Here is a 26,403-nt window from a genome sequence, read left to right on the forward strand (position 1 = left end):
CCACTGCCCGGATCACGCGATGACTGCTTCCATCCTCGTTACCCGGAAATGGCCCGCCGAAGTAGAGGCGCTGCTGGCCGGACGCTTCGGCGCCGCGCTGAACGACGCCGACGTGCCGATGACGGCGGCGGCGCTGGGCGACGCGATGGCCCGGCACGACGTGATCTGCCCGACGGTGACCGACCGGATCACCGCCGACATGCTCGACCGGCCGGACCGGCGGGTGAGGCTGTTGTGCAATTATGGCGCGGGCGTCGACCATATCGATCTCGACGCCTGCCGCCGCAACGGCGTGACCGTCACCAACACGCCCGACGTGCTGACCGACGCGACCGCCGAGATCGCGATCCTGCTGATGCTGATGGCGGCGCGGCGCGCCGATGAGGGCGCGCGCGAGCTGCGCGAGGGGCGATGGACGGGCTGGCGGCCGACGCACATGATCGGCACGCAACTGGCGGGCAAGACGCTGGGGCTGATCGGCTTCGGCCGGATCGCGCAGGCGACCGCGCACAAGGCGCGGGCGCTGGGCATGGACATCGTCTATCACAGCCGCCGCCGCGCCGATCCCGCGATCGAACAGGCGCTGGAGGCGCGGTTCGAGGCGGAGCTGGGCGGCCTGTTGGCGGCGGCGGACATGGTGTCGCTGCACATGCCCGGCGGCGCCGCGACCGAGCGTTTCATCGGCGCGGCCGAACTCGCGGCGATGCGACCGACCGCGATCCTGATCAACACCGCGCGCGGCAGCGTGGTGGACGAGGGCGCGCTGGCCCGGGCGCTGCACGCCGGAACGATCGCCGCCGCCGGCCTTGACGTGTTCGTCGGCGAGCCCGTCATCGCGCCCGCGCTGCTCGACGCGCCCAATCTCGTCATGCTGCCGCATCTGGGCAGCGCGACGCGTGAGGCGCGGGCGGCGATGGGCATGCGCGCGCTCGCCAATCTGGACGCCTGGCTGGCGGAGGATGAACCGGCGGATCGCGTGGCTTGATATCCCCTGATTGTCATTCCCGCGTTCGCGGGAATGACATCGATGAGATCCTAACCCCGATCCGCCCGCATCGCCGGGTAGCGATAATCGGTCGGCGGCGCGAAATTCTCCTTGATCGTGCGGGGCGAGATCCAGCGCGCCAGATTCCACATCGATCCGGCCTTGTCGTTGGTGCCCGACGCGCGGGCGCCGCCAAAGGGTTGCTGGCCGACCACGGCGCCCGCCGACTTGTCGTTGACATAGACATTGCCCGCCGTGTGGCGCAGCCGGTCGAGCGCGGTGGCGATCGCGCCGGCGTCGCGCGCGAAGATCGATCCGGTCAGGCCATAGGCGCTGCCCTTGTCGATCGTGTCGAGCATCGCCTCGAACGCGTCGTCCTCATAGACGAAGGCGGTGACGATCGGGCCGAAAAACTCTTCCGTCATGAAGCGCGAGGCCGGGTCGCTGGTCTCGATCAGCGTCGGCGGCACGAAATAGCCCACGCGCATGTCGGGCACGCCGCCCGCGATCAGCGTCTCGCTCGCCGATCGCTCCGCCGCCTCGCGCGCGGCCGCCTGTTTGTGCCATGATTTCTCGTCGATCACCGCGCCCATGAAATTGGTGAAGTCGGCGACGTCGCCCACCCGGATCGTCTCGATATCGGCGACCAGCCGGTCGCGCAGCGCGGGCCAGAGCGAACGGGGCGCATAGACGCGCGACGTCGCCGAGCATTTCTGCCCCTGATATTCATAGCCGCCCCGGATGATCGCGGTGGCGAGCGCCGCGATGTCCGCTGAAGGGTGGGCGAGCGTGAAGTTCTTGCCGCCGGTCTCGCCGACGATGCGGGGATAGTTGCGATACTTCCGGCCCGCCACGTCGCGCAGGATCGCATCGAAAACCCCGGTCGATCCGGTGAAATGGATGCCCGCCAGCTCCGGATCGGCCAGGATTTGCGCGCTCGTCGCGGCGGCGTCGCCATAGATCAGGTTGATCACGCCATCGGGCAGGCCGGCTTCCCGCAGCAGCGCCATCACGAAATGCGCCGAATATTTGGCGGTGGCGGAGGGTTTCCAGACCACCACATTGCCCATCAGCGCGGGGGCGGCGGGCAGGTTGCCCGCGATGGCGGTGAAGTTGAACGGCGTGATCGCGTAGATGAAGCCTTCGAGCGGGCGATAGTCGAGCCGGTTCCAAACGCCCTCCGACGAAAGCGGCTGCTCGCCATAGATGCGCAGCATGAACGACACGTTGAAGCGGAAATAATCGGCGAGCTCGGCGGCCGAATCGATCTCGGCCTGCGGCGCGGTCTTGGACTGACCGAGCATCGTGGCGGCGTTGAGCCGGTCGCGCCACGGGCCGGAGACGAGATCGGCGGCCTTCAGGAAGATGCGCGCCCGCGCCTCCCACGGCGTGCGCGACCAATCGTGCCAGGCGGCCTTGGCGGCGGCGATCGCCTGGCCGACCTCGTCCGCGCCCGCCAGATGCGCGTCGGCCAGGACATGCGCATGGTCGTGCGGGCTGATCGCGGCTTCGAGCCGGCCGGTGGTGACCGGCTTGCCGCCGATCACCAGCGGCAGTTCGATCCGGTCGCCCGCCATGGCGGCGAGCGCGGCGCGCAGGCTGTCGCGCTCCGGCGATCCCGGCGCATAGCCGCGCACCGGTTCGTTGCGGACGTCGATCGAAGGCGAGATTGCGAACATCAATGGGCTCCTGCGCTGCGCCGAAAAAGCGATTCCGGCGCCCATCCAGTCTGCCGCGTCATCGCCGTCAAGTCTCGCGCGGATATCGATGCGGCCGGGCCGGATATCGCGGCATCCGGGCCTTTCTGACCCGCCGGCGACGAACTTAGTCCTGATACGGAAGGCGGGTGACGCCGCGATCGTCGATAAGGGCGCCGCATCGCATGGCATGGCATCGGGGGGCTGGAGCGGATATCGGATGACGAGCCTATCGGAGACCGGCGGCAGGGCGCGCGGCAAGCTGGCCGCCGATTGCCAGCATGTGCCCCGGCGCGTGGCGATCCTCGCCGACGATTATCCGCCGGGCCATCTCGATCCGGTCCACCGGCACCGGCGCGGGCAGCTCATCTACGCGATGGAGGGGGTGATGACCGTCACCACCGACGATTTCAGCCTGATCGTGCCGCCGCAGCGCGCGGTGTGGGTGCCGCCGGGGATCGATCACACGCTGCGATGCATGGGGCCGGTCTCGCTCAGGACGCTCTATGTCGATCCCGCCGAACGATCGCTGCCGTCGATGTGCCGCGTGATCGAGGTGTCCAAGCTGCTGCGCGAGCTGATCCTGGAGGCGGCGCGCATCCCCGTGCTGTATGACGAGGCTGGTCGCGACGGCCGGCTGGTCGCGCTGCTGCTCGACGAGATCGTCCGCACCCCGGTCACGCCGCTGTCGGTGCCGATGCCGCGCCGCGCCTGCCTGGCGCGGATCTGCCGGACGCTGCTCGACGATCCCGCGCAGGACGCGGCGCTCGATCGCTGGGCGGTAGCGGCGGGGATGAGCCGCCGCAATTTCACGCGCGCGTTCCGCGAGGAGACCGGCATGGCCTTTTCGGCCTGGGTCCGCGACGTGCGCCTGCTCAAGGCGCTGTCGCTGCTCGCGATGGGCCAGAGCGTGACGCGGGTGGCGTTCGATGTCGGCTATGGCAGCGCCAGCGCCTTCACCGAGATGTTCACCCGCACGCTCGGCCGCTCGCCGAGCCGCTATGTCGAATCCTTCGCGGGCGAATAGCCGCGCCGTCTTGCAAGTTCCGGCGGGCGGGCACATGGCGGCGGTGATGACCGCGCGCGACCTTCAGGAGCTTCTCGTCACCATGCTCACGCGCGAGGGCGGCAACCGCCGGCGCTGGCGGATCGTGATCGGCGATGTGCGCGTCTACAGCCTGTCGACCCATCCGCACTGCAACTGGTCGATCACGCCGGACGGCAACGCGGGCGAGGTCGCGCGGGTGGAACGGCTGCTCGATACGCTGCGTCTGAGCCATCCCATCGTCCAGTAGACGCGGCCGCCCGCGGCGGTAGGGGAAACTCCGTATATCTGGAAAGCCGCGCCGGGATCATGAGCGGATCCGAGGGGCTGGAGCGACACCGCGACCGGTGTGAGCGGCCCCGGGCGACCGGATCATGACCACAGAGACACTGGCAGCCGCGCAGGCACAGGCACCCGCCACCCCCCGGACGGGCTGTGACGACTGCGTCCTGAAAGTGGGCACCTTGTGCCGGCGGCTCGACCATGACGCGCGCGAGGCGCTGCACCGCTATGGCCGCCGCCGCACGCTCGCCAAGGGACAGACCATCACCTGGCAGGGCGAGCCGGCGAGCCATGTCGCCAATGTGCTGAGCGGCGTCGTAAAGCTGAGCGCCACCACGCCGGACGGCCGCGAACAGATTCTCGATATCGTCGGGCCGGGCGGTTTCCTGGGCCGGATCGACGATCGCGCGAGCGCCTTCTCCGCGATCGCGCTCGGCCCCGTCGAGATCTGCCTGTTCCCGCGCGAAAGCTTCCTCGCCGCCGTGGAGGACAGCGCGGAGGCGGGCGCCGCGCTGCTCGAACGCGCGCTGGAGGATCTGGATCGCACGCGCCGCTGGCTGCTGATGATCGCGCGCGGCACCGCGATCGAGCGCGTCGCCACGCTGCTGCTCGCCTTCGCCGAACGCGACACGTCGCCGCGCCACGCCTTCGCGCTCACGCGCGGGCAGATGGCGGACCTGGCCGGCCTCACCATCGAGACGGTGAGCCGCCAGATCGGCCGCCTGAAGGCGAGCAACATCATCGCGCTGCCGACGCGCGACAGTTTCGAGATCCGCGACGCGGAGACGCTGCGGGCGATCGCCGGCGAACAGCCGGGCCACCGCCCGCATTGAACAACGCCGCGCAGAGGGAGCCGGTCGATGGATAATCTGGTGATGAAGAGCGGGGGCTGGATGCTTGTCGTCCTGCTCGCGATCGCGGGGTTCGCGCTGTCGCACGATCCCGGTTTCTCGGTGCATATGGTGATCGTCGGCCTCGCCGCGATGATCGCGCTCTGGGCGGGGCTCAAACGGGCGGACTATGCCGCCCTGGCCGGCGGCATCCTGCCCAAGCCCGCGGACGAGGGCGTCTATGACGACGATCCGATCCGCTGGGGCGTGATCGCGACGGTCTTCTGGGGCCTGGCGGGTTTCCTCGCCGGGCTCTACATCGCGTTGCAGCTCGCCTTCCCCGCGCTCAACCTGGGGATCGAATATACCAGCTTCGGCCGGCTGCGCCCGCTGCACACATCGGCGGTGATCTTCGCGTTCGGCGGCAACGCGCTGATCGCGACCAGCTTCTATGTCGTCCAGCGCACCTGCCGCGCGCGGCTGGCGTTCCCGACGATGGCGCGCTTCGTCTTCTGGGGATACCAGCTCTTCATCGTGCTCGCCGCCACCGGCTACGTCATGGGCGTCACCGAGGCGAAGGAATATGCCGAGCCCGAATGGTATGTCGATCTGTGGCTCACCCTTGTCTGGGTCTGCTACCTGCTCGTCTTCGGCGGCACGCTGCTGCGGCGCCGGGAACCGCATATCTATGTGGCCAACTGGTTCTACCTGTCCTTCATCATCACCATCGCGATGCTGCACATCGTCAACAATCTGGCGATCCCGGTCAGCATCGTCGGCTCCAAGAGCTACAGTGCGTTCGCGGGCGTCCAGGATGCGCTGACGCAGTGGTGGTACGGCCACAACGCCGTCGGCTTCTTCCTGACCGCCGGCTTCCTGGCCATGATGTATTATTTCGTGCCCAAGCAGGCCGAACGGCCGGTCTATTCCTACCGCCTGTCGATCATCCACTTCTGGTCGCTGATCTTCCTCTACATCTGGGCGGGGCCGCACCATCTGCACTACACCGCGCTACCCGATTGGGCGCAGACGCTGGGCATGGTCTTCTCGATCATGCTGTGGATGCCGAGCTGGGGCGGCATGATCAACGGCCTGATGACGCTCAACGGCGCATGGGACAAGATCCGCACCGATCCGATCATCCGCATGATGGTGATGGCGCTCGCCTTCTACGGCATGAGCACCTTCGAAGGGCCGCTGATGTCGATCAAGGCTGTCAACAGCCTGTCGCACTATACCGACTGGACGATCGGCCATGTCCATTCCGGCGCGCTGGGCTGGAACGGCATGATCACCTTCGCCGCGCTCTATTATCTGGCGCCGCGCCTGTGGGGCCGCAGCCGGCTCTATTCGCTGCGCATGGTCAACTGGCACTTCTGGCTCGCGACCGTGGGCATCGTCCTCTACGCCGCGTCGATGTGGGTCGCCGGCATCATGCAGGGGCTGATGTGGCGCGAATACGGGGCTGACGGCTACCTGGTCTACGCCTTCTCCGAAGTCGTGAGCGCGATGTTCCCGATGTACGTGATCCGCGCGGCGGGCGGCCTGCTCTACCTGGCCGGCGCGCTGGTGATGGCCTTCAACATCTGGATGACGATCGCCGGCCGGCAACGCGCCGAAAAGCCGATGCGCGACGCCACCTATGATCCCGCGAAGGATCGCCCGCTGCCGGCCCCGGCCGCCGTTCCCGCCGAATAAGGAGCTCAGTCATGGCGAGCAAATTCTTCAGCCACGCGAAGATCGAACGCAACGTCACGCTGCTCGGCGCGCTCTCGCTGGTGGTGGTCGCGATCGGCGGCATCGTCGAGATCGCGCCGCTCTTCTGGATCGACAGCACGATCGAGAAGGTGGAGGGCGTGCGGCCCTACACCCCGCTCGAACAGGCCGGGCGCAACATCTACATGCGCGAGGGCTGCTACAACTGCCACAGCCAGATGATCCGCCCGTTCCGCGACGAGGTGGAGCGCTACGGCCATTACAGCCTGGCGGCGGAAAGCATGTACGATCATCCCTTCCAATGGGGATCGAAGCGCACCGGGCCCGATCTGGCGCGGGTGGGCGGCCGCTATTCCGACGAATGGCACGTCCAGCACCTGAAGGATCCGCAATCGGTGGTGCCGGAATCGATCATGCCCTCCTACGCGTTCCTGGCGGAGCGCGAGCTGAAGGCGGGCGACATGCGCCAGCATCTGCGCGCGCTCTACCGGGTCGGCGTGCCTTATACCGACAAGGCGATCGAGGCGGCCAATGACGACCTGCGCGCGCAGGCCGATCCCGATTTCGACTCCGAAGGCTTCAAGGATCGCTATCCCAAGGCGCAGGTCCGCGATTTCGACGGCAAGCCCGGCCAGTTGACCGAGATGGACGCGCTCGTCGCCTATCTCCAGATGCTCGGCACGCTCGTCGATTTCGAGGCCGCCGCCCCGCAGGAGCAGGCGCGATGAGCCTGTACGACACCCTCCGCCACTTCGCCGACAGTTGGGGCCTCGTCTTCATGAGCGTGCTCTTCGTCACCTTTGTCGGCTGGACCTTTCGCAAAGGCGCTTCCGCCCGCCATCGCGACGCGGCGCACATGATCTTCGAGGATCGTCACAATGGCTGAAAAACGCATCGACGAAGCCACCGGCACCCAGACGATGGGCCATGAATGGGACGGGATCGAGGAACTCGATACCCCCATGCCGCGCTGGTGGCTGTGGACCTTCTACGCCAGCATCGTCTTCGCGGTCGGCTATACCGTCGCCTATCCCGCCTGGCCGCTGATCGACCGCGCGACCGGCGGCACGCTCGGCTGGTCGAGCCGCGGCGATTTCGAGAAGGAGATGGCGGCGGAGGCGAAGACGCGCGCGCCGATCATGCTGGCGCTCGCCGCCACCCCGATCGACCGGTTGCCCGACAATCCGGAACTGATGCACGCCGCCGTCGAGGGTGGGCGCGCCGCGTTCAAGGTGCATTGCGTCCAGTGCCACGGATCGGGCGCGGCGGGATCCAAGGGCTATCCCAACCTCAATGACGACGACTGGCTGTGGGGCGGCGACATCAAGTCGCTGCAATATACGATCGAACACGGCATCCGGAATCCGGATCATGATCAGACGCGCATGTCGCTCATGCCCGCCTTCGGCCGCGACGGCATATTGAAGCCGGCGCAGGTCGACGATCTCGCCGCCCATGTCCGCGTGATCTCCGGACAGGAGAAGCCGGGCGCGGCGGCGCGGCGGGGGGCGGCGCTGTTCGCGGAGAATTGCGCGGTCTGCCACGGCGCGGACGGCAAGGGGCTGCGCGAGTTCGGCGCGCCCAACCTGACCGATCCGATCTGGCTCTATGGCGGCAGCCGCGAGGATATCGCCGCGACCATCACCACCGCGCGTTACGGCGTGATGCCGCGCTGGGGCGAGAAGCTGGGGCCGGTGACGGTGAAGATGCTCGCCGCCTATGTCCATTCGCTGGGCGGCGGAGAGGCGCTGCCCGCGCTGGGGGCGCTGCCCGTCTCCGATGCGCCCGCGACCCCCGTCGCGGATGCGGCAAAACCCCCGCTCGCGGATGCGGCGAAGTCAGATGCCCAACGCTGAGCATATAGCGCCGTCGCTCTACGAGAAGCGCAAGGCCGTCTATCCCAAGGCGGTCGACGGTTTCTATCGCCGCCTGAAATGGGCGATCATGGCGGTCACCCTCGCCATCTATTACGTCACGCCCTGGCTGCGCTGGGATCGCGGCCCCTATGCGCCCGATCAGGCGGTGCTCGTCGATCTCGCCAATCGCCGTTTCTACATGTTCGCGATCGAGATCTGGCCGCACGAATTCTACTATGTCGCCGGGCTGCTGGTGATGGCGGGAATCGGTCTGTTCCTCGTCACCTCGGCGGTGGGGCGCGCATGGTGCGGCTATGCCTGTCCGCAAACCGTGTGGACCGATCTCTACCAGCATGTCGAACGCTTCATCGACGGCGATCGCAACGCCCAGTTCCGGCTCGACAAGGCGCCCTGGGGGCCGGCCAAGATCGCGAAGCGGCTGACCAAATGGGGCATCTGGCTGCTGATCGCGGTGGCGACGGGCGGCGCCTGGGTCTTCTACTTCGCCGATGCGCCGACCTTGCTGAAGGATCTGCTCGCGCTCGACGCCGCGCCGGTCGCCTATGGCAGCATCGCGGTGCTGACCGCGACCACCTTCATCCTGGGCGGCTTCATGCGGGAGCAGGTGTGCGTCTATATGTGCCCCTGGCCGCGCATCCAGACCGCGATGCTCGACGAGAAATCGCTGATCGTCACCTATAAGGACTGGCGCGGCGAGCCGCGCGGCCATGGCCTGAAGAAGACGCAGACGGCGACGCTGGCCGAAACCGGCGACTGCATCGACTGCCTGCAATGCGTGTCCGTCTGCCCCACCGGCATCGACATCCGCGAAGGGCCGCAGATCGGCTGCATCACCTGCGCGTTGTGCATCGACGCGTGCGACAAGGTGATGGCGCAGATCGGCAAGCCGCGTGGCCTGATCGACTATGCCTCCGCCGAGGATGCGGACCGCGAACGGGCGGGCGCGCCCGCGCGGCCGGTGATCCGGCTGCTGCTGCGGCCGCGCACCATCGCCTATCTGCTGGTGTGGACGGGAATCGGCGCGGCGATGCTGTTCGCGCTGGGCACGCGCACCCGGCTCGACATCAGCGCGCAGCAGGATCGCAACCCGCTCTACGTGCGGCTGGCCGACGGCACGATCCGCAACAGCTTCACCGTCAAGGTCCGCAACATGGAAGCGCGCCCGCGCGCGGTGGAGATCGGCATGGACGGGCTGGTGGGCGCGGTGCTGTGGACGGGCGGCGCCCGCCCGGCGGCCACGCGCACGCTGCGCATCGAGGTGCCGGCGGACAGTGTCGCCAAGCAGCGCGTGTTCGTCGGCGCGGGCGCGGCGGGCGCGGTGCGCGAACCCTTCGCCTTCACCGTCCGCGCGCTCGACGCCGAAGGCGGGCGCGGCCGCGGCGATGCCCAGTTCGAACGTCCGGAGGCCACGCCATGATCCGTCACTTCAAGGCCCGTCCTTTCACCGGCCGCCATATGGCCGCGATCCTCGTCGCCTTTTTCGCAGTGGTCATCGCGGTCAATATCACCATGGCGCGCCTCGCCATCGGCAGTTTCGGCGGCACCGTCGTCGACAACAGCTATGTCGCCAGCCAGAAGTTCAACGGCTGGCTGAAGGACGCGGCGGCGCAGAAGGCGCTGGGCTGGAGCGTGGCGATGTCGCTCGATGGGCAACGCCATGTCGTGATCGATCTCGACGCGCCGGGCGCGCACGCCACCGCGACCGCGCGCCATCCATTGGGCCGCGCGCCCGATATCGCGATCGATTTCGTGCCCGTGGCGCCCGGCCGGCTACGTGCCACCCGGCCGCTGCCCGCCGGGCGCTGGCTGCTGCACGCCACGATCAGCCGCGACGGCCGGGACTTTCATGCGATGGAGACGTTGAAATGAGCGTGGTCGATCGTCCCGCCGGCGCCGCGCCGCTCAGCGAAACCGTCTTTTCCGTGCCCGGCATCCACTGCGCCGGCTGCATCTTCAAGCTGGAGGACGGGCTGGCGCTGACCGCCGGGATCGCGGCGGCGCGCGTCAATTTCACCACGCGGCGCGTGACGATCAGCCATTTGCCCGAACTCACCATTCCCGATCTGGGCGACGCGATCGGCGCGCTCGGTTTCGAGGCGCAGCCGCTGGGCGACGCCGTGGCGGAGGCGGCTGACAGCGAAAGCCGGGCCCTGCTGCGCGCGCTGGCGGTGGCGGGCTTCGCGTCGATGAATGTGATGCTGCTGTCGGTCTCGGTCTGGTCGGGCGCGCAAGGCGCGACGCGTGACCTGTTCCACTGGCTTTCCGCGATGATCGCGCTGCCCACCGTCGCCTATGCGGGGCGGCCCTTCTTCAAGTCCGCCTGGACCGCGCTTCGGCACGGCCGCACCAATATGGACGTGCCGATCGCGATCGGCGTGCTGCTGACCTGCGCGATCAGCCTGTTCGAGACGATCAACAGCGGCCCGCACGCCTATTTCGACGGCGCGGTGATGCTGCTGTTCTTCCTGCTGACCGGCCGCGTGCTCGACAGCGTGATGCGCGATCGCGCGCGCGACGGCGTCACCGCGCTGCTCAAGCATCGCGCGGCGGGCGCGCTCGTGCTCAACAAGAGCGGCGGCACCGACTGGCGCGACGCGCAGAGCCTGGCGCCCAATATGCGGATGATCGTCGCGGCGGGCGAGCGGCTGGCGGCCGACGGCGTGATCGAAAAGGGCGCGAGCCGCTTCGATATCGCGCTGCTCACCGGCGAAAGCGCGCCGCGGGCGGCGGGGGAGGGCGATGCCGTCCATGCCGGCACGCTCAATATCGACGCGCCGGTGACGGTGCGGATCACCGCCGCCGGGCCGGATACCGCGATCGCAGATATCGCGCGGATGATGGAGAACGCCACCCAGTCGCGCTCGCATTATGTCCGCCTCGCCGATCGCGCGGCGCGCTATTATGCGCCCGCCGTCCATCTGCTGGCGCTGCTCAGCTTCGCGGGCTGGATGCTGGCGGGTGCCGGCTGGCACCAGTCGCTGATGATCGCGGTGGCGGTGCTCATCATCACCTGCCCCTGCGCGCTGGGGCTGGCGGTGCCGGTGTCCCAGATCGTCGCGTGCGGCGCGCTGATGCGCGCGGGCGTGCTGGTGAAGGACGGGTCCGCGCTCGAACGGCTGGCGGAGGCCGATCGCGCGGTGTTCGACAAGACGGGCACGCTCACGCTCGGCCGGCCCGAACCCGTCAACCTCTCCGTGCTGGACTGGCGGCAGAAAAGCGTGATCCTGGGCCTTGCGCGCAACAGCCGCCATCCGCTGAGCCAGGCGCTGCGCAAGGCGATCGAGCGCGAGGGCATTCCCGCCGCGCAGGTGGAAGCGGTCGGCGAAACGCCGGGCATGGGATTGAGCGGGCTGTTCGAAGGCGAGGCGGTGGCGCTGGGCCGCGCGGACGAGGCGGGGGAGGCGATGGCCTGCCGCTTCGGGATCGAGGGTGAGGAACCCGTGACGATCCTGTTCGAGGATCGCCTGCGCCCAGGCGCGGAGGCGCTGCCCGCCCAATTGGCCGCGCTGGGCATCCAGAGCTCGATCCTGTCGGGCGACCGCGCCGCCGCCGTGCTGCCGGTCGCGCGCGCGCTGGGGCTGACCGCGCAGACCGGCATGCTGCCGCAGGACAAGCTCGACGCGCTCGCGCGGCTGTCCGCCGGCGGCGCCAGGGTGCTGATGGTGGGCGACGGGCTGAACGACGGCCCGGCGCTCGCCGCCGCCCATGTCTCGATGGCGCCGGCCTCGGCCAGCGATGCCGGGCAGAGCGCCGCCGATACGGTGTGGCTGGGCGACGGGCTGGCGTCCGTGCCCATCGCGATCCGCGCGGCGCGCGCGACGATGCGTGTGGTGCGCCAGAATTTCGTGCTCGCGATTGGCTATAATGTGGTCGCGATCCCGCTGGCGATCGCCGGCCATGTGACGCCGCTGATCGCGGCGCTCGCCATGTCCGGATCCTCGATCATCGTCGTCGCCAATGCTTTACGTTTAAGGAGCGCCGCCCGATGAACGGCCTGGCCCTGTTGATCCCGATCGCGCTGTCGCTGGGCCTTGCCGGGCTCGCGGCGTTCTTCTGGGCGCTGCGCGGCGGCCAGTTCGACGACATGGACGGCGCCGCGCTCCGCATTCTGATCGACGAGGACGAACCCCGCTGACTGGGGGCAACCGTTCCCCGTGTTTCTCCCAAAAAAAAGAGGCCGGCGATGGGAATCGCCGGCCTCAGTGGGAGAGCTCGTTGGAAAAATCAGAGCCGGAAGCCGACCCCTACGCCGATGACGACGGGATTGAGATCGATCTTCACCTTCTGGGTGCCGGCGGCGGTGGTGCGCAGCGTCGCGACCGTCGAGATATCGAGATATTTGGCGTCGAGATTGAGGAAGATCTTCTTGTTGAGGTCGATATCCACGCCCGCCTGCAAGGCGTAGCCGACGCTGTCGGACATCGAGACCTTCGTCTTGCCGACCGCGGCTTCCAGCCCCTTGGACGCGTCCTCCGCATAGAAGAGCGTGTAGTTGATGCCGGCGCCGACATAGGGGCGCACCGGGCCGTTCGCGATCGGGTGATATTGCACCGTCAGCGTCGGCGGCAGCACCCAGGTGGAGGCGAGCCTGCCGATCGTGCCGGTGGTGCCCGTGCGGCCCGACGCGGCATGTTTGGTGGTCGCCGCGATCAGCTCGACGCCGACATGGTCGGTCACCATGTGCGTCACGTCGATTTCGGGCATCACGCTGTCGTTGACGCGGACTTTCTCGCCCGGAAAACCCGGCAGCACGCTGCCCGAACGCTCGGTGGGCGTGACGGCGATGCCGCGGATGCGCAGATAGGTGTCGCCCTTTTCGGCGAGGGCGGGCGGAGCGATCAGGCCGGCGGCGATCACCGGCAACACGATCAGTTTCCTCATGACACGATGGTCCTTCCTTGCTTGGTCCCCCATCCATGAGCGGACCGGGCCGGGCTTTCCTTGATCCCGGCCAAGAAGCTTTTTGACCTGCGTCAAATGCGCGCCCGCGCGCGCGCGATAGGGTGCCGGCATGTGGACCCATCACCCCGATCTGCTCGCCACGCCGGTGCCGCGCTACACCAGCTATCCCACCGCCGCCGAGTTCCATGACGGCCCCGACACGGCGGCGCTGGAGGGCGCGCTCGCGGCGATCGGGCCGGACGCGCCGGTCTCGCTTTACGTGCACATCCCCTTTTGCCGCGAGATCTGCTGGTATTGCGGCTGCAACACCGGCGCGGCGAACCGCGACCGGCGGCTCACCGCCTATCTGGAGGCGCTGACCGCCGAGATCGCGATGGTCGGCGATGGGCTGGCCGGACGTGGGCGGTTGCAGCGCATCTCGTTCGGCGGCGGCAGCCCCAATGCGATCGCGCCGACGGACTTCATCGCGCTGGCGGAGGCGCTGCGCGTCGCATTCGGCGCGCCGAAGGACGGGCTGTCGGTCGAGATCGATCCGCGCGGCTTCTCGCACGAATGGGCAGGCGTGCTCGGCGCGATGGGCGCCGAACGCGTCAGCCTGGGCGTGCAGACCTTCGCGGAGCCGGTGCAGCGCGCGATCGGCCGCGTCCAGCCCGCCGGGCTGATCGAGCGCACGACGCGCTGGCTGCGCGATGCCGGGATCGGCTCGATCAATTTCGACCTGATGTACGGCCTGCCGCATCAGGGCTTGGCGGACCTCGCCGAAACCCTGGAGATGGCGGTGGCGATGCAGGCCGAACGGATCGCGCTGTTCGGCTATGCGCATGTGCCGCACCTGATCCCGCGCCAGCGGCGGATCGACGGCGCCGCGCTGCCCGATGGAACGCTGCGGTTCGCGCAGGCCGGGCTTGGTCATCGGATGCTGGCGGAAAGCGGTTATGCGCCGATCGGCTTCGATCATTTCGCGCTGCCCGCCGATCCCATCGCGCGCGCCGCGCGGGCGGGAACGCTGCGCCGCAATTTCCAGGGCTTCACCGACGATCCCAGCGATGTTGTGATCGGCCTGGGCGCCAGTTCGATCAGCATGTTCCCCGATCGCATCCTGCAGAACGAGAAGAATGCCGGGCGCTATCGCATGATGGTGAGCGCCGGGCGGCTGCCGGTTTCGCGCGGGCTGTTCCGCACCGCCGAGGACCGGCTGCGCGGACGCATCATCGAGGCGCTGCTGTGCACGGGCGCGGCCGATACCGCCGGCCTTTCCGATCGCGGCGAGACGGAGGCGCGGATCGCCCCCTTCGTCGCGCGCGGGCTGGCCGAATGGACGGGCGCGACGCTGCGGCTGTCGGCGGACGCGGCGCCCTATGCCCGCGCGATCGCCGCCGCTTTCGACACCTATCGCCAGCCGGACGCCCGGCGGTTCAGCAATGCCATCTAGGCCGGGCGCGATCGCGGGTTTCGCGGGGCTGGCCATGCTGGCCGTCCCCGCATCGGCGCTGCCGCACATGGTGATGACGCGCATCTGTAGCGAAGGCGGCGTGCGGATGATGGCCGTGCCCGCCCCGGGCGAAAAGCCCGTGCGCGACGAATGCATGAAGGCGTGCCACGCCACCTGCGAGGGGCGGAAAAGGGCGGGAAAACGGCCGGGAGTCTGAACGGCTGTCGAAGGATTCGACTTGGGAGGCCCCGATTGCCGTCATTCCGGCTTTCGCCGGAATGACGTGAGTCGTCGTGATCAGGCGAAGGTCACCTCGCCGATATCGGAGATGCCGAGCAGCGTCACCGATCCGCCGAACTTGAGCGAGAGCGTGAGGTCCGCGATCGTGTCGCCATTGGTGTCGGCGACGCTGTGGTCCAGGATGGTCAGACCGGCGGCGAGATCGATCACGTCCTCGCCGGGCGTGTAGTCGGTGATCACGTCGGCGCCGTCCTGGATGTTGATCACGAATATGTCTTGGCCGGTGCCGCCGGTCAGTGTGTCGTTGCCCGCGCCGCCGATCAGCGTGTCGTCCCCGCCCATGCCGTCCAGTCGCTGGTTGCCGGCGAAGCCGTAGAGCCGATCCTCGTCCGCCGTTCCCGTGAGCACATTGCCGCTGCGGCCACCGCTGACGATCTGCTTGCCGTCGAAGATGCCGGTGATGGTGATGGTCACCGTCGCCATGCTGGAGAGCCCGCCCGCGTCGGTCACCGCATAGGTGAAGCTGTCGGTCGCGGTCTCGCCGGGGCTCAGCGCGTCGAACGCCGCCGCGTCCGCCACATAGTCCAGCCGCTGCGTGGCGGGATCGAAGATGACGACGCCCAGCGTCCCGCCCGTGCCCACGCCCGTGATGGTGAGCGCGCCTTCGTCGAGATCATTGCCGAGCAGCAGAGCGGTGAGGTTCCCGCTCGCCGCATTCTCGTCGAGCGCCAGGCTGTCTCCCGCCGCCGTCGGACGGCTGTTGACGGTGAGCGAAACGGTCTCCTCGTCGAACAGGCCGCCGCCATCGGTCGCGCGGATGACGATGCTGTACTGGCCGCCCGCGACGGCCGCGAGATCGCTTTTCGTCGTCACCGCGCCGGTCGCCGCGTCGATCTGGAAAAGGGCGGCGTCGGTGCCGCCGAGCGACCAGCTCAGCGTGTCGCCATCGACGTCGCCGGCGGAGGCCGTGGCCACCGGCGTGCCGGCGGGGGCGCCCTCGTTGAGCAGCGTCGTGTCGATCCCGATCAGCACCGGCGCCTCGTTCACGTCGCCGATGGCGATGACGAGCGCGGCGCTGTTCGAAAGCCCGCCCCCATCGGTGGCCTTGACCGTGATGTCGTAGCTGGCGCGGGTTTCGTGATCGAACACCGCCGCTGTCGTGATCACGCCGGTGGCCGCGTCGATCGCGAACAGCGCCGCGTCCGCGCCTTCCAGCGACCAGCTCAGCGTGTCGCCGTCGGGATTGACGGCGGATGCGATGCCCACCGTCGTGCCCGTCGGCGCATTCTCGTCGACCGCCGCGGGGGTGATCGAGATGGCGCCCGGCGCCTCGTTGACGAACTGATAGACCTGCGCCTTGATATTGTAGATGGTGCCGTCGTCGTTGATATCCTGCCAGCTCACGACGAAGCCGCCATCGGCGAGATCGGCGATCGTCGGCGTGCTCTGGGTGAGATCGGTCTTGCTGTTGACGAGGAATTCGCCGCCGGCACGGGCGCCCGTCGCGCTGAAGATCTGCGCCTTCACCCCGGCAAAGCTGGCGTCCGCGCCGATGCCGCTTTCATCGGTCCAGCTGATGACGAAGCCGCCATTGGCGAGGCTGGTGATCGATGGTTCGAACTGCCAGCCCGCCGCCTGGGTGTTGACCAGGATCTCGCTGCCGACGCGCGCGCCGGTGGCGTCATGGACCTGCGCCTTGACGGCATTGCCGCTGCCGTCGCCATTGGTGTCGCTCCACGCGATCACGAACCCGCCATTGGTGAGGCCGGTAATCGTCGGTGTCGTCTGGAAACCCGCTTTCTGCGTGTTGACGAGGAATTCGCCGCCGACGCGCGCGCCCGTGGCGTCATAAACCTGCGCCTTGATGCCATAGCTGCTGCCGTCGCCATTGGCGTCGCTCCAGCTCATCACGAAGCCGCCATCGGCGAGGCCGGCGACCGCCGGTTCGAACTGCCAGCCCGTCACCTGGGTGTTGACGAGGAATTCGCCGCCGACGCGCGCGCCGGCAGCGTCGTAGATCTGCGCCTTCACGCCATAGCCGCTGGTGTCGCCGCCGGTCTGGCTGGGATCGGCCCAGCTCACGACGAAACCGCCGCCGGCCAGCCCGGTGATGCTGGACGCCAATTGCTGGTTCGCGGTCTGGGTGTTGACGAGGAACTCGCCGCCGACGCGCGCGCCGGCCGCGTCATAGATCTGCGCCTTGATGCCGGAGGGGGCCGCGTCGCCGCCGATGCCGCTGAAATCGGTCCAGCTCACGACGAAACCGCCGCCGACAAGCGCGGTGATGGCGGGTTCGGCTTGGATATTTTCGGTCTCGCTGTTGACGAGGAATTCGCCGCCGACGGGGGCGCCGGTCGCGTCGTAGATCTGCGCCTTGACGCCCAGGATGCTGGCGTCGCCGCCGATGCCGCTTTCGTCGCGCCAGGTCACGACGAAGCCGCCGCCGATCAGCCCCGTGATCGCCGGCTCAGTCTGATCGAGCGCGGTTTGCGTGTTGACGAGGAACTCACTGCCCGAGCGACTATATGCCATGGATCATCTCTCAACGCGGCCCGCGCCGGACCGATCTCCGGGCATCGCCATGGCCGGAGAATTAGGCGGGCGCAGGTCGGGTTGGTATCCCCGAAACCGGGGGGATATGTTGTTAAATCTCTGTAAAGATCGGCAATTATGCCGGTTCGGGAAAGTCGAGGCGGAGCGTGGCGCCGCCCATGTCTCCGCCGATCTCGAGCGATCCGCCCAGCCGCGCGGCGCGGCGCTTCATGCTCGCGAGCCCGGTTCCAGAACCCGTCCCCGCCGCGAACCCCTTGCCGTTGTCGCGCACCTCCACGCGGATCCGGCCTGCGCCGCGCGCGATCCGCACATCGACCCGCGTGGCCCGGCTGTGCTTCAGCACATTGGTCAGCGCTTCCTGCAACAGGCGCAGCAGATCGAGGCTGGCGGCGCTGCCGAGCAGGACGCCGTCCATTCCCTCCAGATGCCAGCGGCTGTCGATGCCCATGGCTTCGAGCAGCAGGCCGGATCGATGCCGGAACGGCGCGAGCAGGCCGACCAGATCGTCCTGCTCGCGCGTCGTGGTGTCGATGACGAGACGGAGATCGTCGCGCATCTCGCGCAGGATCGCGGCCATATGGCCATCGGGCAGCTCGCGTGGCGCCTGTTCCAGCCGCGTGATCGCGCCCACCAGCGTGCCGCCGAAGCCGTCATGCAGATCGCGGACGAGTTGCAGCCGTTCCTCGGCGCGGGCGTGGGCGAGCGCCAGCCGATGCTCGCGCGCGAGCGTGTCGGAAAGCGCGAGGGTGGCGGCATCGACCTCGCCGCGCAGCTCGGCGTTGAAGCCCTCGATCCGCCGGGTCGCGGCGACGAGGCGATAGGCGATGACGAAGCCGCTGGCGGCCAGCATGAAGATGGTGGCGATGCCGAAGATATAGTCGCTGCCCCGGATCCAGCCGAACAGCAGCACATAATCGTGGAGCGAGGCCAGCACCGGCACGAGCTGGCAGGCGAGCAGCACATTATAGTCCAGCCTGCGGCAAGCGAGCGCGCGCGCCGCCAGCCAGGCGATGCTGGCATAATAGATGACGCCGCTCGCCAGATAGCAGGGCGCGCGATTGGCGCCGATCCAGGCGGGCGCCGCCATCGCCAGCAGCGCCAGCCCCAGCCATGCCGCGCCCATCATCGCTTCCATCCGCGGATATCGCCGCTCGCCGAAGCGGAACAGGAAGATGGCGTAGCAGATGCTCATGCCCAGATTGGCGACGACGTTCATCGCCTGCCAGCCATGGGTGGTGGCGAAGGGGCCGGGGCTTTGCGCCAGGAAATTCCAGTTGAAGACCAGGGTGGCGAACTGGGCGAGCGCGAACCAGCCGAACACCGTCTCCTTGCGGCGCAGCAGCCAGATCATCAGGAAGAAGGCGCCCAGCGCGCCGTTGAGCGCGATGGTGACGAGCTTGATGTCGAAGCGCATGAACTGCCGGCGCGCGAATTCGGCCTTCACCACGGCGGGATCGCCGACCGTCACCGTGCCGAAACCCGGCTGATAGGCCGCCAGGCCGGAAACGCGGACGAGCAGGATATTCTCGCCCGTCTTCAGCACCGGCGCGTCCAGCAGGAAATAATGCGGCCGGGTCCAGCTTCTCGACAGTGGCTCGGCCAGGCTGGCGTCGCGCGCGATCAGGCTGCCATTGACGAAGATCGCGCCCGCGAGCGAGGCATGGTCGACAAGCAGGCCGGTCGGCCGCGCGGCGGTTTGCCGCCAATGGACGCGGTACCAGACGACGCCGTCATGCCGGGGCCAGCGCGCGTCCCATCCATCGGGCAGCGCGACGCCCGTCCAGCCCGTGGCGGGCGGTGTTGCGCTATCCCATCCGGCGGGCGCCGCTTCGGCGGCGCGGATCGTGGTCGGCGCCGGGGCGTCGCGCGGCGGGGCGGGCGCGCATGAAGCGGCGAGCAAAAGGCAGAGGCCCCAGAACAGCCATCGCACGGGAATGAGCGGGCTCAATCGAGCAGGCCCAGGCTCTTGGCTTCGTGCACGGCGGCGGTGCGCGATCCCACCGCGAGCTTGCGGTAGATCGCCTTGGTATAGCCCTCCACCGTCAGGCGGGAGAGCGCGAGCCGTTCGGCGATCTCGCGATTGCTGTGCCCGCGCGAGACCAGCTCCAATATCTCGCGCTCCCGCGCGGTCAGGTGCAGGTCGGTCGCTGGCTCGTTCCTGCGCGCGGGCGGCTGGGCGGGCAGCAGGGTGAGGATGCGGCGCGCGATCAGCGGATCGATCGGCGCGCCGCCGCGCTCGATGCTGCGCAGCCACAAGGCGAGCTCGCTATCCTCGCGTTCCTTCAGCAGATAGCCGATCGCGCCCGACTTGAGCGCCGCGAGCACGACCGCGTCGTCGCCCCAGGCCGAAATCACCACCACCGTCATCGCCGGCCGATGATCGTGCAGCCAGGCGATCAGATCGCGGCCATCGCCGTCGGGCAGGCCGATATCGACCAGCGCGAAGGCGAAGCGGGTCTCGTCGATCAGCCGCCGCGCCGCCGCCAGGCTGCCGGCCACCGCGATCGGGCTGTCGGCCCCCGCGATGCCGGCGAGCAGGCCGGTCAGCCGGCGTTGCATCGCCTGATCGTCTTCCACGATCAGCGCCGGCGCCAGCGCCACGGCGGTTCCCGAATTGTCGACCCGGATGTTCATCACCGCCACAGGTACAAACTGCGCCGGGGGCGATCAAATCGATAAACCTGGTTCCAGTCGCTCCTATCCGGCCGCCGCGTCCGCCGCCGCGAACGCGATGCGCAGCGCTTCGGACAGGCTTTTCACCTCCAGCTTGGCCATCACATTGGCGCGGTGGATCTCCACGGTGCGCGGGCTGATCCCCAGATCATAGGCGATGGTCTTGTTCGGCAGCCCCTCGACCAGCCCGTCGAGCACGTCGCGTTCGCGTGGCGTCAGCACCTTCAGGCGCGTGGCGGCTTCCTCCGCGCGGAGCAGCCGCCGGTCCGACTGTTCGAGCCTTTGCCACGCCTGTTCGAGCGCGGACATCAGCACCGCCTTTTCGAAGGGCTTCTCGATGAAGTCGACCGCGCCGGCCTTCATCGCGCGCACCGCCAGGTTGATGTCGCCATGGCCCGTCATGATCACCACCGGCATCGAGACGCCCTGCGCGTTCAACTGCGCCTGCACTTCCATGCCGTCGGTGCCGGGCATGCGGATGTCGAGCAGCACGCAGCCGGCGGGCAGGCCGCTCGCCGCCTTCAGGAAGGCGTCGCCCGATTCGAAGGTCTCCACCTTGTGGCCGGAGGTGCGCAGCATGAAGCCCGCCGAACGGCGGATCGCGTCCTCGTCATCGACCAGATAGACGATCTTCTCAGTCATTCGCGGCCTCCACGGGCGTGCTGGCGATCAGCGTGAAGTGAAAGGCGGTGCCGCCCAGCGGCGAGGGTTCGGCCCATATCCGCCCGCCCTGCGCCTCTATGATCGTGCGGCAGATCGACAGGCCCAGCCCCATGCCGCCATCCTTGGTGCTCAGGAAGGGTTCGAACAGGCGCGCGGCAACGTCGGGATCGAGCCCGCCGCCGCTGTCCGCCACCATCATATGGACCAGCGATTCGCCCTCGGCGCGCGACGTGATCTCCAGCCGGCGGACGGGCGCGTCGTGCATCGCCTCGATCGCGTTGCGGATCAGGTTGAGCAGCACCTGCTGCACCTGGATGCGATCGACCAGCACCTGATCGGCGGACGGATCGAGCGACACCGTCACCTCGATGCCCTGTTCGCCCGCGCCGACCAGCGCCAGCGCATTGGCCTCGGTCACCAGCTTGCTCAGGCTCTCTATGCGTTTCTCGGCCTCGCCGCGCGCGATGAATTCGCGCAGCCGGCGCACGATCTGCCCGGCGCGCACCGATTGCTGCGCCGCCTCGTCCAGCGCCTCGCGGATCATCGCGATGGTTTCGGGATCGGTGGCGCCGACCAGGTCGCGCGCGCCCTCCATATAATTGGCGATGGCGGTCAGCGGCTGGTTGAGCTCGTGCGCGAGTGCTGCGGCAAGCGTGCCCATCGCGCTCACGCGCGAGACATGGGTGAGCTCGCCCTGCAGGTCCTGAAGCCGGCGCTCGGTCTTCTGCCGTTCGGTCAGGTCGCGGATGAAACCGGTGAAGATCTGCCCGTCCTCGGACCGCGCCTCGCCGATCGACAGTTCGATCGGGAAGGTCGATCCGTCGCGCCGCCGCGCGGTCGTCACGCGGCCGATCCCGATGATGCGCCGTTCGCCGGTGTGGTGATAGCGTTCCAGATAGCCGTCATGCCGCTCGCGATCGGGCGATGGCATCAGGATGCTGACATCCTCGCCCACCACCTCATGCTCGGCATAGCCGAACATCGCCTCCGCCGCGCTGCTGAACGACAGGATCAGGCCGCGATTGTCGATGACGACCATGGCGTCGGGCACGGTGGAAAGGATCGAGCGCAGATGCGCTTCGCTGATGGTTCGGCCCGTGCTCACGCCCTCCTTCTAAACACGAAATCGTGCCGCTCAATGCGCAAGGAACAGCGGCAGCGGCGCATGGGCGATCAGATCGCGCGTCACCCCGCCCAGGATCGCCTCGCGCAGCCGCGAATGGCCATAGGCGCCCATGACGAGATAACCGGCATCCACCGCCGAGGCGGTGTCGCGCAGCGCCTGGCCGATGCCGCCCGCCGGCGCGTCGACCGCCGCCAGCTTCGCGGTGACGCCATGGCGCTGGAGATAGGCGGCGGCCAGAATCGCGGGGAAGTCCTCGTCCGGCTGGCCCACCTCGATCAGATGGACCGCGCCGGCGAGGCGGAGCAGCGGCACCGCCGAGCGCAGCGCGTGCGCGGCTTCATAGGATCCGTTCCAGGCGATCGCCACGGCGCGGCCCGCCTCGAAATAGCCCCGGTCGTGCGGCACCGAGAAAACCGGCGTGCGCGAATGGATGGCGACATCGCTCACGATATCGTCGGGCCGGGTCAGCACATTGCCGCCCAGATCGGCGCGGCTGACGATGATCACGTCGGACAGGCGGCCCAGCGCCATCAGCATATGGGCGATATCGCCGTCCTGGCTGGTCCAGTCCCACGACAGCCCCTCCTGGGCGAGGCGCGTCTCGACCCGCGCGCGCTCCAGTTGCTCGGCCTCGCGCAGTTCCTCCAGCATCACTTCGGACACATGGACGCCGCCAAAGGTGTCGATGCCCACGAAGCGGTCGAACGGGGTGATCTGCGCGCAGCGGATATGCGCGCCGGTCGCCTGGGCGAGGTCGATCGCGAAGTCCAGGCGCGATGCCAGTCCCGGATCGGTCTGAACGTGCAGCAGGATCGATTTCATGGCGCATCTCCATCGAAAGGCGGCGATGGCGACAAGATATCGTGCCCGCCATCGGCGCGTCTCTACGCATCTTTACGGAAACGCATGGCGTGCGCGCGCGGTCGCATCGGCCGTGCCGGAGCCTCCGTATCTATCCGTATTACGCGGCGGCCGCCGCTCGGGCATGCCGGAGGATATGAGCTGGAAGACCGTCCGCCTGGAACTCGCGAAAACGCCCGGATACCCGAACGGATCGGCGGTGCGCGCCTATCTGCTGCGCCTGCCGCTCGACGATGCCGGGCGGATCGACCTGGGCGAATTCCGCTCCAACCCCAAACATGCCACGGTCCGCCGCTACTGGCCCAACGAGCCCGACCGGCTCGGCCATCTCCGCCGCACGCAGACGGGCTGGATCCTCTCCTATGGCCGTGACGGCACGGGCGGAGAGGCGGTGCTCGACACCGGATCGCAGCCGATCGTGCCCGAGGCGATATTGGGCATCACCGAGGCGGGAAGCGACGCGCTCAGCTTCCGCGTCGCGCGCTGCGAGCGGTGAGGTCTGGCCTGCGCCGGAGCCGGCGGCGGGATGGCGCATCAGCGCCCCCCAGCCGTTCGGGCTGAGCCTGTCGAAGCCCTGCCTTTCCTTGGCACCGCGGTAGAAGGACAGGGCTTCGACAGGCTCAGCCCGAACGGTGAAGGGGTTCGCACGCTATCCTGACGCAGTTGCCCATGCCAGCTCAACCCTAAGGCAGCCGGCTGATCGTCGCGGTGCCCGTCACCTCGGTCAGCATGTAGAGGCCCGATCCGGTCACGTGGACGCGGCCGTGCTGCGCGTGCTGGATTTCCGCCTTCAGCAGAAAGCCCTTTTCGCGGCGCTCGGCGATCGCCTTGCGCGCGGCGGTCACCACCTTCTGATAATCCTTGCCGAAATCCTGGACGAGCCCGGCCTCGATCGTCGCGATCACCGTCTTGTCGAGGAACAGCCGGGCGAGGAGATCGATCACCGCGCGATCGGTCTGTCCGTAGATCTGCAGGTCGCGCACGCGCACCACCTCCGATCCGGGCTCGTTATAGGGCAGACCGGTCAGCCACACCTTGCCGCGTGTCGCCGATAGCGGGCCGCGCACCGCGTCCGCCGAGGCCTCTATGCCCACCGCCAGCCGTCCGCCGGTGGTGGGGTGGATGCTGACCCCGCCAAAGGCGACGGTGACCGGGCCGATGGTCTCGAGCGTGATCGGCTTGCGCGCCAGCTTGTCGAGCGCGCGTTTCAGCACGGGTTCCAGCTCGCGATAATCGGCCATCACCGGGATATGGAAATTGAGCCCGCCCTGCGGCCGTTCCCTGAGTGGCGCGGGCAATGGTGTGGGGAAGGGGTTTTCGGGGCGGCCGCCGACAAAGGTTTCGGTGATCGCGCGCGCCGCGATCCGCGCCTCCAGCGTGCGGCCGGCGATCCGGTATCCCTCGAACCCCACGCCCTGCGGCGTGATCCGCATCCAGGCGGGCGGGCGTTCGCGGTTGAGCTCGATCGTCGTGAACGCGTCGCGCCAGGCATCGGCGATGCCGCGCCGCAGCGCGCCCCTGGGAAAGGCGCGGGGCAGATCGCGTTCCAGCCCGACGATCACCTTTTGCAGTTCGCGATCGGCGCGGCGGGCGAAGCGGATGCGCTGGCCCAGAAAATCGATGCCGGGCGGATCGGTCCAGTCATAATCGAGATCGACCTTCGCGGTCGGGCCCCATTTGCCGTCGATGCCCAGGCGGACGGTGGCGCGCACCAGCGCCGATCCGGTCGCGGTCTCGCGCTTGATCACGCCGCCGACGTCGCGCGCCTGGATCTCGGCATGAACGGGCATGGCGAGCGCGATCACCGATCCCTTGCCGCTCAGCCGGATCGGGCCGCGCGTCACGCGGCCGACGATGCGGCAACTGATCGGCGGGGAAACGCGCAGCCGCTCGACCCCGATCTTGCAGGGTACGTTGCGGCATTCCTCGCCCTTGCACTTGCGTTCGTGCTTCACGCAGATGGTGACGCGCGCGGGCGGGATGCAGGTGGTGCGTTCGTCGATCGACCACAGCGCCGCCGGGGCCATGCGGTTGATATCGGCCTGCAGCCGATCGAGATCGAAGCGGACGGGCACGCTGATCGTCGAGGACGGCTTGGGCGGCGTGAAATCGTCGGTCAGGCGCGGCGGCGGTTCCAGTTCCGCCCGCTTCTCGCACGCGCCCAGCAGCAGCGACAGCAGCAGGAGCGCGAGCGAGGGGAGCGACAGGAGCGATCGCGAAGCCATGCGTCCTCTTTACGGCGCCGATGGTTTCGAAATCTTCTTCGTTTCCGCGCGCTTGGCAAGCGCAAAGCGCGGATGGCGGTCAAAGCAGGATCGAGCGGTCCCGCATCGGATATTTGAGGCCGGTGGCGCAGTTGAACAGCAGCACGCGTTCATCCGCGCCGACAATGCCCTCGGCGAGCGCCCGGCGATAGGCGGCATAGGTCGCGCCGCCTTCGGGGCAGAGCAAAATGCCTTCCTTGCCGCCCACCTCGTCGACCGCCGCCGCGATCGCCTCGTCGGGCACCGCAATCGCGCATCCGCCGCTTTCGCGCACCGCGTCCAGGATCATGAAATCGCCCACCGCCTGCGGCACGCGGATGCCCGACGCGATCGTCTCCGCGCCCTCCCAGCGCACGGCGTGGCGCTCGCCCGCTTCGAAGGCGCGGACCATCGGCGCGCATCCCGCCGCCTGCACCGCGATCATCCGGGGGCGCTCCGAACCGATCAGGCCGATCGCCTCAAGCTCCTGGAACGCCTTCCACATGCCGATCAGCCCGGTGCCGCCGCCGGTGGGGTAGAAGATCGCGTCCGGCAGCCGCCAGCCGAGCTGTTCGGCCAGTTCCAGCCCCATCGTCTTCTTGCCTTCGATCCTATATGGTTCTTTCAGGGTCGAAAGATCGAACCAACCATGTTCCTTCGTGCCCTGTGCGACCAGCTTGCCGCAATCGTCGATCAGGCCGTTCACGCGATAGACGCGCGCGCCCTGCGCCGCGATCTCGCGCACGTTGATCTCGGGCGTGTCGGCGGGGCAGAAGATCACCGCCTCGATCCCGGCCTGGCGGGCATAGGCGGCGGCGGCCGATCCGGCATTGCCGTTGGTGGGCATCGCGATCGCCGTCACCCCGAGTTCCTTCGCCATCGAGATCGCCATCACTAGGCCGCGCGCCTTGAACGATCCGGTGGGCAACCGCCCTTCATCCTTCACCCAGAGCGCGTCCGCGCCCAGTTCGCGCCCGATCGCGCGCAGCGGCAGGATCGGCGTCGCATTCTCCCCAAGGCTGACGACATTGCGGGTTTGGCGCACCGGCAGCAGCTCGCGATAGCGCCACAGGTCGGCCGGGCGCGCGGCGAGCGCGGATGGCGTCATCGTCTTCGCCACGCCGGCGAGGTCGTAGCGCACGAGCAGCGGCTTTCCCGCGCGGGACAGGCCGTGCAGCCGATCCGCCTCGTATCGTTCGCCGGTATAGGCGCATTCGAGATGGGTGACGAAGGTGGCGCGATCCGCCGTCAGATTGTCGTCGTGCGGCATCGGTGCGG

General features: G+C 68.4%; 25 protein-coding genes. 15 read left to right on the top strand and 10 right to left on the bottom strand.

Annotated elements, in window-relative coordinates; translation table 11 throughout:
* The first annotated feature begins 19 nt into the window (after positions 1–19).
* Positions 20–985 (top strand): 2-hydroxyacid dehydrogenase, encoded by a 966-nt coding sequence (locus K7G82_RS07215; protein WP_222989184.1) that lies wholly within the window; start codon positions 20–22, stop codon positions 983–985.
* Positions 986–1,035: 50 nt separating this feature from the next.
* On the opposite strand, the gene pruA is transcribed toward K7G82_RS07215, so the two are convergent.
* A complete protein-coding gene (pruA, locus tag K7G82_RS07220) occupies positions 1,036–2,664 on the bottom strand; it encodes an L-glutamate gamma-semialdehyde dehydrogenase (RefSeq protein ID WP_222989185.1) in 1,629 nt (542 codons plus the stop codon).
* A gap of 238 nt (positions 2,665–2,902) precedes the next feature.
* Between pruA and K7G82_RS07225 the strand changes: the two genes are divergently transcribed.
* The 11 genes from K7G82_RS07225 to ccoS all read left to right on the top strand — a co-directional run bounded on the left by K7G82_RS07225 (position 2,903) and on the right by ccoS (position 12,567).
* Positions 2,903–3,709 (top strand): AraC family transcriptional regulator, encoded by an 807-nt coding sequence (locus K7G82_RS07225; RefSeq protein WP_222989186.1) that lies wholly within the window; start codon positions 2,903–2,905, stop codon positions 3,707–3,709.
* A gap of 46 nt (positions 3,710–3,755) precedes the next feature.
* On the top strand, positions 3,756–3,977 hold the full coding sequence (locus tag K7G82_RS07230) for a hypothetical protein (protein WP_222989187.1): 222 nt from the start codon (positions 3,756–3,758) through the stop codon (positions 3,975–3,977).
* 124 nt (positions 3,978–4,101) lie between these two features.
* Positions 4,102–4,842 carry a Crp/Fnr family transcriptional regulator gene (locus K7G82_RS07235; protein ID WP_222989188.1) on the top strand — a complete coding sequence of 247 codons (741 nt, stop codon included), beginning with the start codon at positions 4,102–4,104 and terminating at the stop codon, positions 4,840–4,842.
* Positions 4,843–4,869: 27 nt separating this feature from the next.
* Positions 4,870–6,537, top strand: coding sequence for a cytochrome-c oxidase, cbb3-type subunit I (ccoN, locus tag K7G82_RS07240; RefSeq protein WP_222989189.1), 1,668 nt, complete (start codon positions 4,870–4,872; stop codon positions 6,535–6,537).
* A gap of 11 nt (positions 6,538–6,548) precedes the next feature.
* Positions 6,549–7,283 carry a cytochrome-c oxidase, cbb3-type subunit II gene (gene ccoO, locus K7G82_RS07245; RefSeq protein ID WP_222989190.1) on the top strand — a complete coding sequence of 245 codons (735 nt, stop codon included), beginning with the start codon at positions 6,549–6,551 and terminating at the stop codon, positions 7,281–7,283.
* Entirely contained in the window at positions 7,280–7,441 is a 162-nt protein-coding gene (locus tag K7G82_RS07250) for a cbb3-type cytochrome c oxidase subunit 3 (RefSeq protein WP_222989191.1), read from the top strand. Before ccoO ends, K7G82_RS07250 begins: the two co-directional genes overlap by 4 nt.
* Positions 7,434–8,411 (top strand): cytochrome-c oxidase, cbb3-type subunit III, encoded by a 978-nt coding sequence (gene ccoP / locus K7G82_RS07255; protein ID WP_222989192.1) that lies wholly within the window; start codon positions 7,434–7,436, stop codon positions 8,409–8,411. The genes K7G82_RS07250 and ccoP overlap by 8 nt, the downstream gene beginning before the upstream one ends.
* The gene (ccoG, locus tag K7G82_RS07260; protein ID WP_222989193.1) at positions 8,398–9,849 is read left to right on the top strand and encodes a cytochrome c oxidase accessory protein CcoG; all 1,452 of its coding nucleotides are present in this window, start codon (positions 8,398–8,400) and stop codon (positions 9,847–9,849) included. Before ccoP ends, ccoG begins: the two co-directional genes overlap by 14 nt.
* Positions 9,846–10,301, top strand: coding sequence for a FixH family protein (locus K7G82_RS07265; protein ID WP_222989194.1), 456 nt, complete (start codon positions 9,846–9,848; stop codon positions 10,299–10,301). The genes ccoG and K7G82_RS07265 overlap by 4 nt, the downstream gene beginning before the upstream one ends.
* Entirely contained in the window at positions 10,298–12,421 is a 2,124-nt protein-coding gene (locus tag K7G82_RS07270) for a heavy metal translocating P-type ATPase (protein WP_222989195.1), read from the top strand. The genes K7G82_RS07265 and K7G82_RS07270 overlap by 4 nt, the downstream gene beginning before the upstream one ends.
* Positions 12,418–12,567: a cbb3-type cytochrome oxidase assembly protein CcoS gene (ccoS, locus tag K7G82_RS07275; RefSeq protein ID WP_222989196.1), complete on the top strand. Its 150-nt coding sequence runs from the start codon at positions 12,418–12,420 to the stop codon at positions 12,565–12,567. Before K7G82_RS07270 ends, ccoS begins: the two co-directional genes overlap by 4 nt.
* 89 nt (positions 12,568–12,656) lie before the next feature.
* Here ccoS and K7G82_RS07280 read toward each other — a convergent pair whose 3' ends face one another.
* The gene (locus K7G82_RS07280) at positions 12,657–13,313 is read right to left on the bottom strand and encodes an OmpW/AlkL family protein (protein WP_222989197.1); all 657 of its coding nucleotides are present in this window, start codon (positions 13,311–13,313) and stop codon (positions 12,657–12,659) included.
* A 130-nt stretch (positions 13,314–13,443) separates the two neighbouring features.
* On the opposite strand from K7G82_RS07280, the gene hemN reads away from it, so the two are divergent.
* A complete protein-coding gene (gene hemN / locus K7G82_RS07285; RefSeq protein ID WP_222989198.1) occupies positions 13,444–14,766 on the top strand; it encodes an oxygen-independent coproporphyrinogen III oxidase in 1,323 nt (440 codons plus the stop codon).
* Positions 14,756–14,983: a hypothetical protein gene (locus tag K7G82_RS07290; protein ID WP_222989199.1), complete on the top strand. Its 228-nt coding sequence runs from the start codon at positions 14,756–14,758 to the stop codon at positions 14,981–14,983. The genes hemN and K7G82_RS07290 overlap by 11 nt, the downstream gene beginning before the upstream one ends.
* Before the next feature lie 80 nt (positions 14,984–15,063).
* Here K7G82_RS07290 and K7G82_RS30015 read toward each other — a convergent pair whose 3' ends face one another.
* The 6 genes from K7G82_RS30015 to K7G82_RS07320 form a co-directional block, all read right to left on the bottom strand.
* Complete coding sequence (locus tag K7G82_RS30015) at positions 15,064–17,538, bottom strand: cadherin domain-containing protein (protein WP_222989200.1); 2,475 nt, start codon at positions 17,536–17,538, stop codon at positions 15,064–15,066.
* A gap of 136 nt (positions 17,539–17,674) precedes the next feature.
* Positions 17,675–19,507: a sensor histidine kinase gene (locus K7G82_RS07300; protein ID WP_222989201.1), complete on the bottom strand. Its 1,833-nt coding sequence runs from the start codon at positions 19,505–19,507 to the stop codon at positions 17,675–17,677.
* Positions 19,504–20,193 carry a response regulator transcription factor gene (locus tag K7G82_RS07305; protein ID WP_222989202.1) on the bottom strand — a complete coding sequence of 230 codons (690 nt, stop codon included), beginning with the start codon at positions 20,191–20,193 and terminating at the stop codon, positions 19,504–19,506. Before K7G82_RS07305 ends, K7G82_RS07300 begins: the two co-directional genes overlap by 4 nt.
* Before the next feature lie 63 nt (positions 20,194–20,256).
* A complete protein-coding gene (gene fixJ / locus K7G82_RS07310) occupies positions 20,257–20,874 on the bottom strand; it encodes a response regulator FixJ (protein WP_222989203.1) in 618 nt (205 codons plus the stop codon).
* Positions 20,867–22,000, bottom strand: coding sequence for a sensor histidine kinase (locus tag K7G82_RS07315; protein WP_343228539.1), 1,134 nt, complete (start codon positions 21,998–22,000; stop codon positions 20,867–20,869). Before K7G82_RS07315 ends, fixJ begins: the two co-directional genes overlap by 8 nt.
* A 30-nt stretch (positions 22,001–22,030) precedes the next feature.
* Entirely contained in the window at positions 22,031–22,843 is an 813-nt protein-coding gene (locus tag K7G82_RS07320; RefSeq protein WP_222989204.1) for a universal stress protein, read from the bottom strand.
* A gap of 175 nt (positions 22,844–23,018) precedes the next feature.
* Here K7G82_RS07320 and K7G82_RS07325 point away from each other — a divergent pair, with 175 nt between their 5' ends.
* Complete coding sequence (locus K7G82_RS07325; RefSeq protein ID WP_222989205.1) at positions 23,019–23,378, top strand: hypothetical protein; 360 nt, start codon at positions 23,019–23,021, stop codon at positions 23,376–23,378.
* Positions 23,379–23,565: 187 nt separating this feature from the next.
* On the opposite strand, the gene K7G82_RS07330 is transcribed toward K7G82_RS07325, so the two are convergent.
* Both K7G82_RS07330 and K7G82_RS07335 read right to left on the bottom strand, forming a co-directional pair.
* The gene (locus K7G82_RS07330; protein ID WP_222989206.1) at positions 23,566–25,107 is read right to left on the bottom strand and encodes a DUF4403 family protein; all 1,542 of its coding nucleotides are present in this window, start codon (positions 25,105–25,107) and stop codon (positions 23,566–23,568) included.
* A 79-nt stretch (positions 25,108–25,186) separates the two neighbouring features.
* Entirely contained in the window at positions 25,187–26,395 is a 1,209-nt protein-coding gene (locus tag K7G82_RS07335) for a threonine synthase (protein WP_222989207.1), read from the bottom strand.
* Between the last annotated feature and the right edge of the window lie 8 nt (positions 26,396–26,403).

This window comes from Sphingomonas colocasiae, assembly GCF_019880585.1.
Classification (GTDB): Bacteria; Pseudomonadota; Alphaproteobacteria; order Sphingomonadales; family Sphingomonadaceae; genus Sphingobium_A; species Sphingobium_A colocasiae.

Coding starts and splice junctions, on each gene's coding strand:
- K7G82_RS07215 (WP_222989184.1), top strand. CDS start 20: ATGACTGCTTCCATCCTCGTTACCCGGAAATGGCCCGCCGAAGTAGAG.
- pruA (WP_222989185.1), bottom strand. CDS start 2,664: ATGTTCGCAATCTCGCCTTCGATCGACGTCCGCAACGAACCGGTGCGC.
- K7G82_RS07225 (WP_222989186.1), top strand. CDS start 2,903: ATGACGAGCCTATCGGAGACCGGCGGCAGGGCGCGCGGCAAGCTGGCC.
- K7G82_RS07230 (WP_222989187.1), top strand. CDS start 3,756: ATGACCGCGCGCGACCTTCAGGAGCTTCTCGTCACCATGCTCACGCGC.
- K7G82_RS07235 (WP_222989188.1), top strand. CDS start 4,102: ATGACCACAGAGACACTGGCAGCCGCGCAGGCACAGGCACCCGCCACC.
- ccoN (WP_222989189.1), top strand. CDS start 4,870: ATGGATAATCTGGTGATGAAGAGCGGGGGCTGGATGCTTGTCGTCCTG.
- ccoO (WP_222989190.1), top strand. CDS start 6,549: ATGGCGAGCAAATTCTTCAGCCACGCGAAGATCGAACGCAACGTCACG.
- K7G82_RS07250 (WP_222989191.1), top strand. CDS start 7,280: ATGAGCCTGTACGACACCCTCCGCCACTTCGCCGACAGTTGGGGCCTC.
- ccoP (WP_222989192.1), top strand. CDS start 7,434: ATGGCTGAAAAACGCATCGACGAAGCCACCGGCACCCAGACGATGGGC.
- ccoG (WP_222989193.1), top strand. CDS start 8,398: ATGCCCAACGCTGAGCATATAGCGCCGTCGCTCTACGAGAAGCGCAAG.
- K7G82_RS07265 (WP_222989194.1), top strand. CDS start 9,846: ATGATCCGTCACTTCAAGGCCCGTCCTTTCACCGGCCGCCATATGGCC.
- K7G82_RS07270 (WP_222989195.1), top strand. CDS start 10,298: ATGAGCGTGGTCGATCGTCCCGCCGGCGCCGCGCCGCTCAGCGAAACC.
- ccoS (WP_222989196.1), top strand. CDS start 12,418: ATGAACGGCCTGGCCCTGTTGATCCCGATCGCGCTGTCGCTGGGCCTT.
- K7G82_RS07280 (WP_222989197.1), bottom strand. CDS start 13,313: ATGAGGAAACTGATCGTGTTGCCGGTGATCGCCGCCGGCCTGATCGCT.
- hemN (WP_222989198.1), top strand. CDS start 13,444: ATGTGGACCCATCACCCCGATCTGCTCGCCACGCCGGTGCCGCGCTAC.
- K7G82_RS07290 (WP_222989199.1), top strand. CDS start 14,756: ATGCCATCTAGGCCGGGCGCGATCGCGGGTTTCGCGGGGCTGGCCATG.
- K7G82_RS30015 (WP_222989200.1), bottom strand. CDS start 17,538: ATGGCATATAGTCGCTCGGGCAGTGAGTTCCTCGTCAACACGCAAACC.
- K7G82_RS07305 (WP_222989202.1), bottom strand. CDS start 20,193: ATGAACATCCGGGTCGACAATTCGGGAACCGCCGTGGCGCTGGCGCCG.
- fixJ (WP_222989203.1), bottom strand. CDS start 20,874: ATGACTGAGAAGATCGTCTATCTGGTCGATGACGAGGACGCGATCCGC.
- K7G82_RS07320 (WP_222989204.1), bottom strand. CDS start 22,843: ATGAAATCGATCCTGCTGCACGTTCAGACCGATCCGGGACTGGCATCG.
- K7G82_RS07325 (WP_222989205.1), top strand. CDS start 23,019: ATGAGCTGGAAGACCGTCCGCCTGGAACTCGCGAAAACGCCCGGATAC.
- K7G82_RS07330 (WP_222989206.1), bottom strand. CDS start 25,107: ATGGCTTCGCGATCGCTCCTGTCGCTCCCCTCGCTCGCGCTCCTGCTG.
- K7G82_RS07335 (WP_222989207.1), bottom strand. CDS start 26,395: ATGCCGCACGACGACAATCTGACGGCGGATCGCGCCACCTTCGTCACC.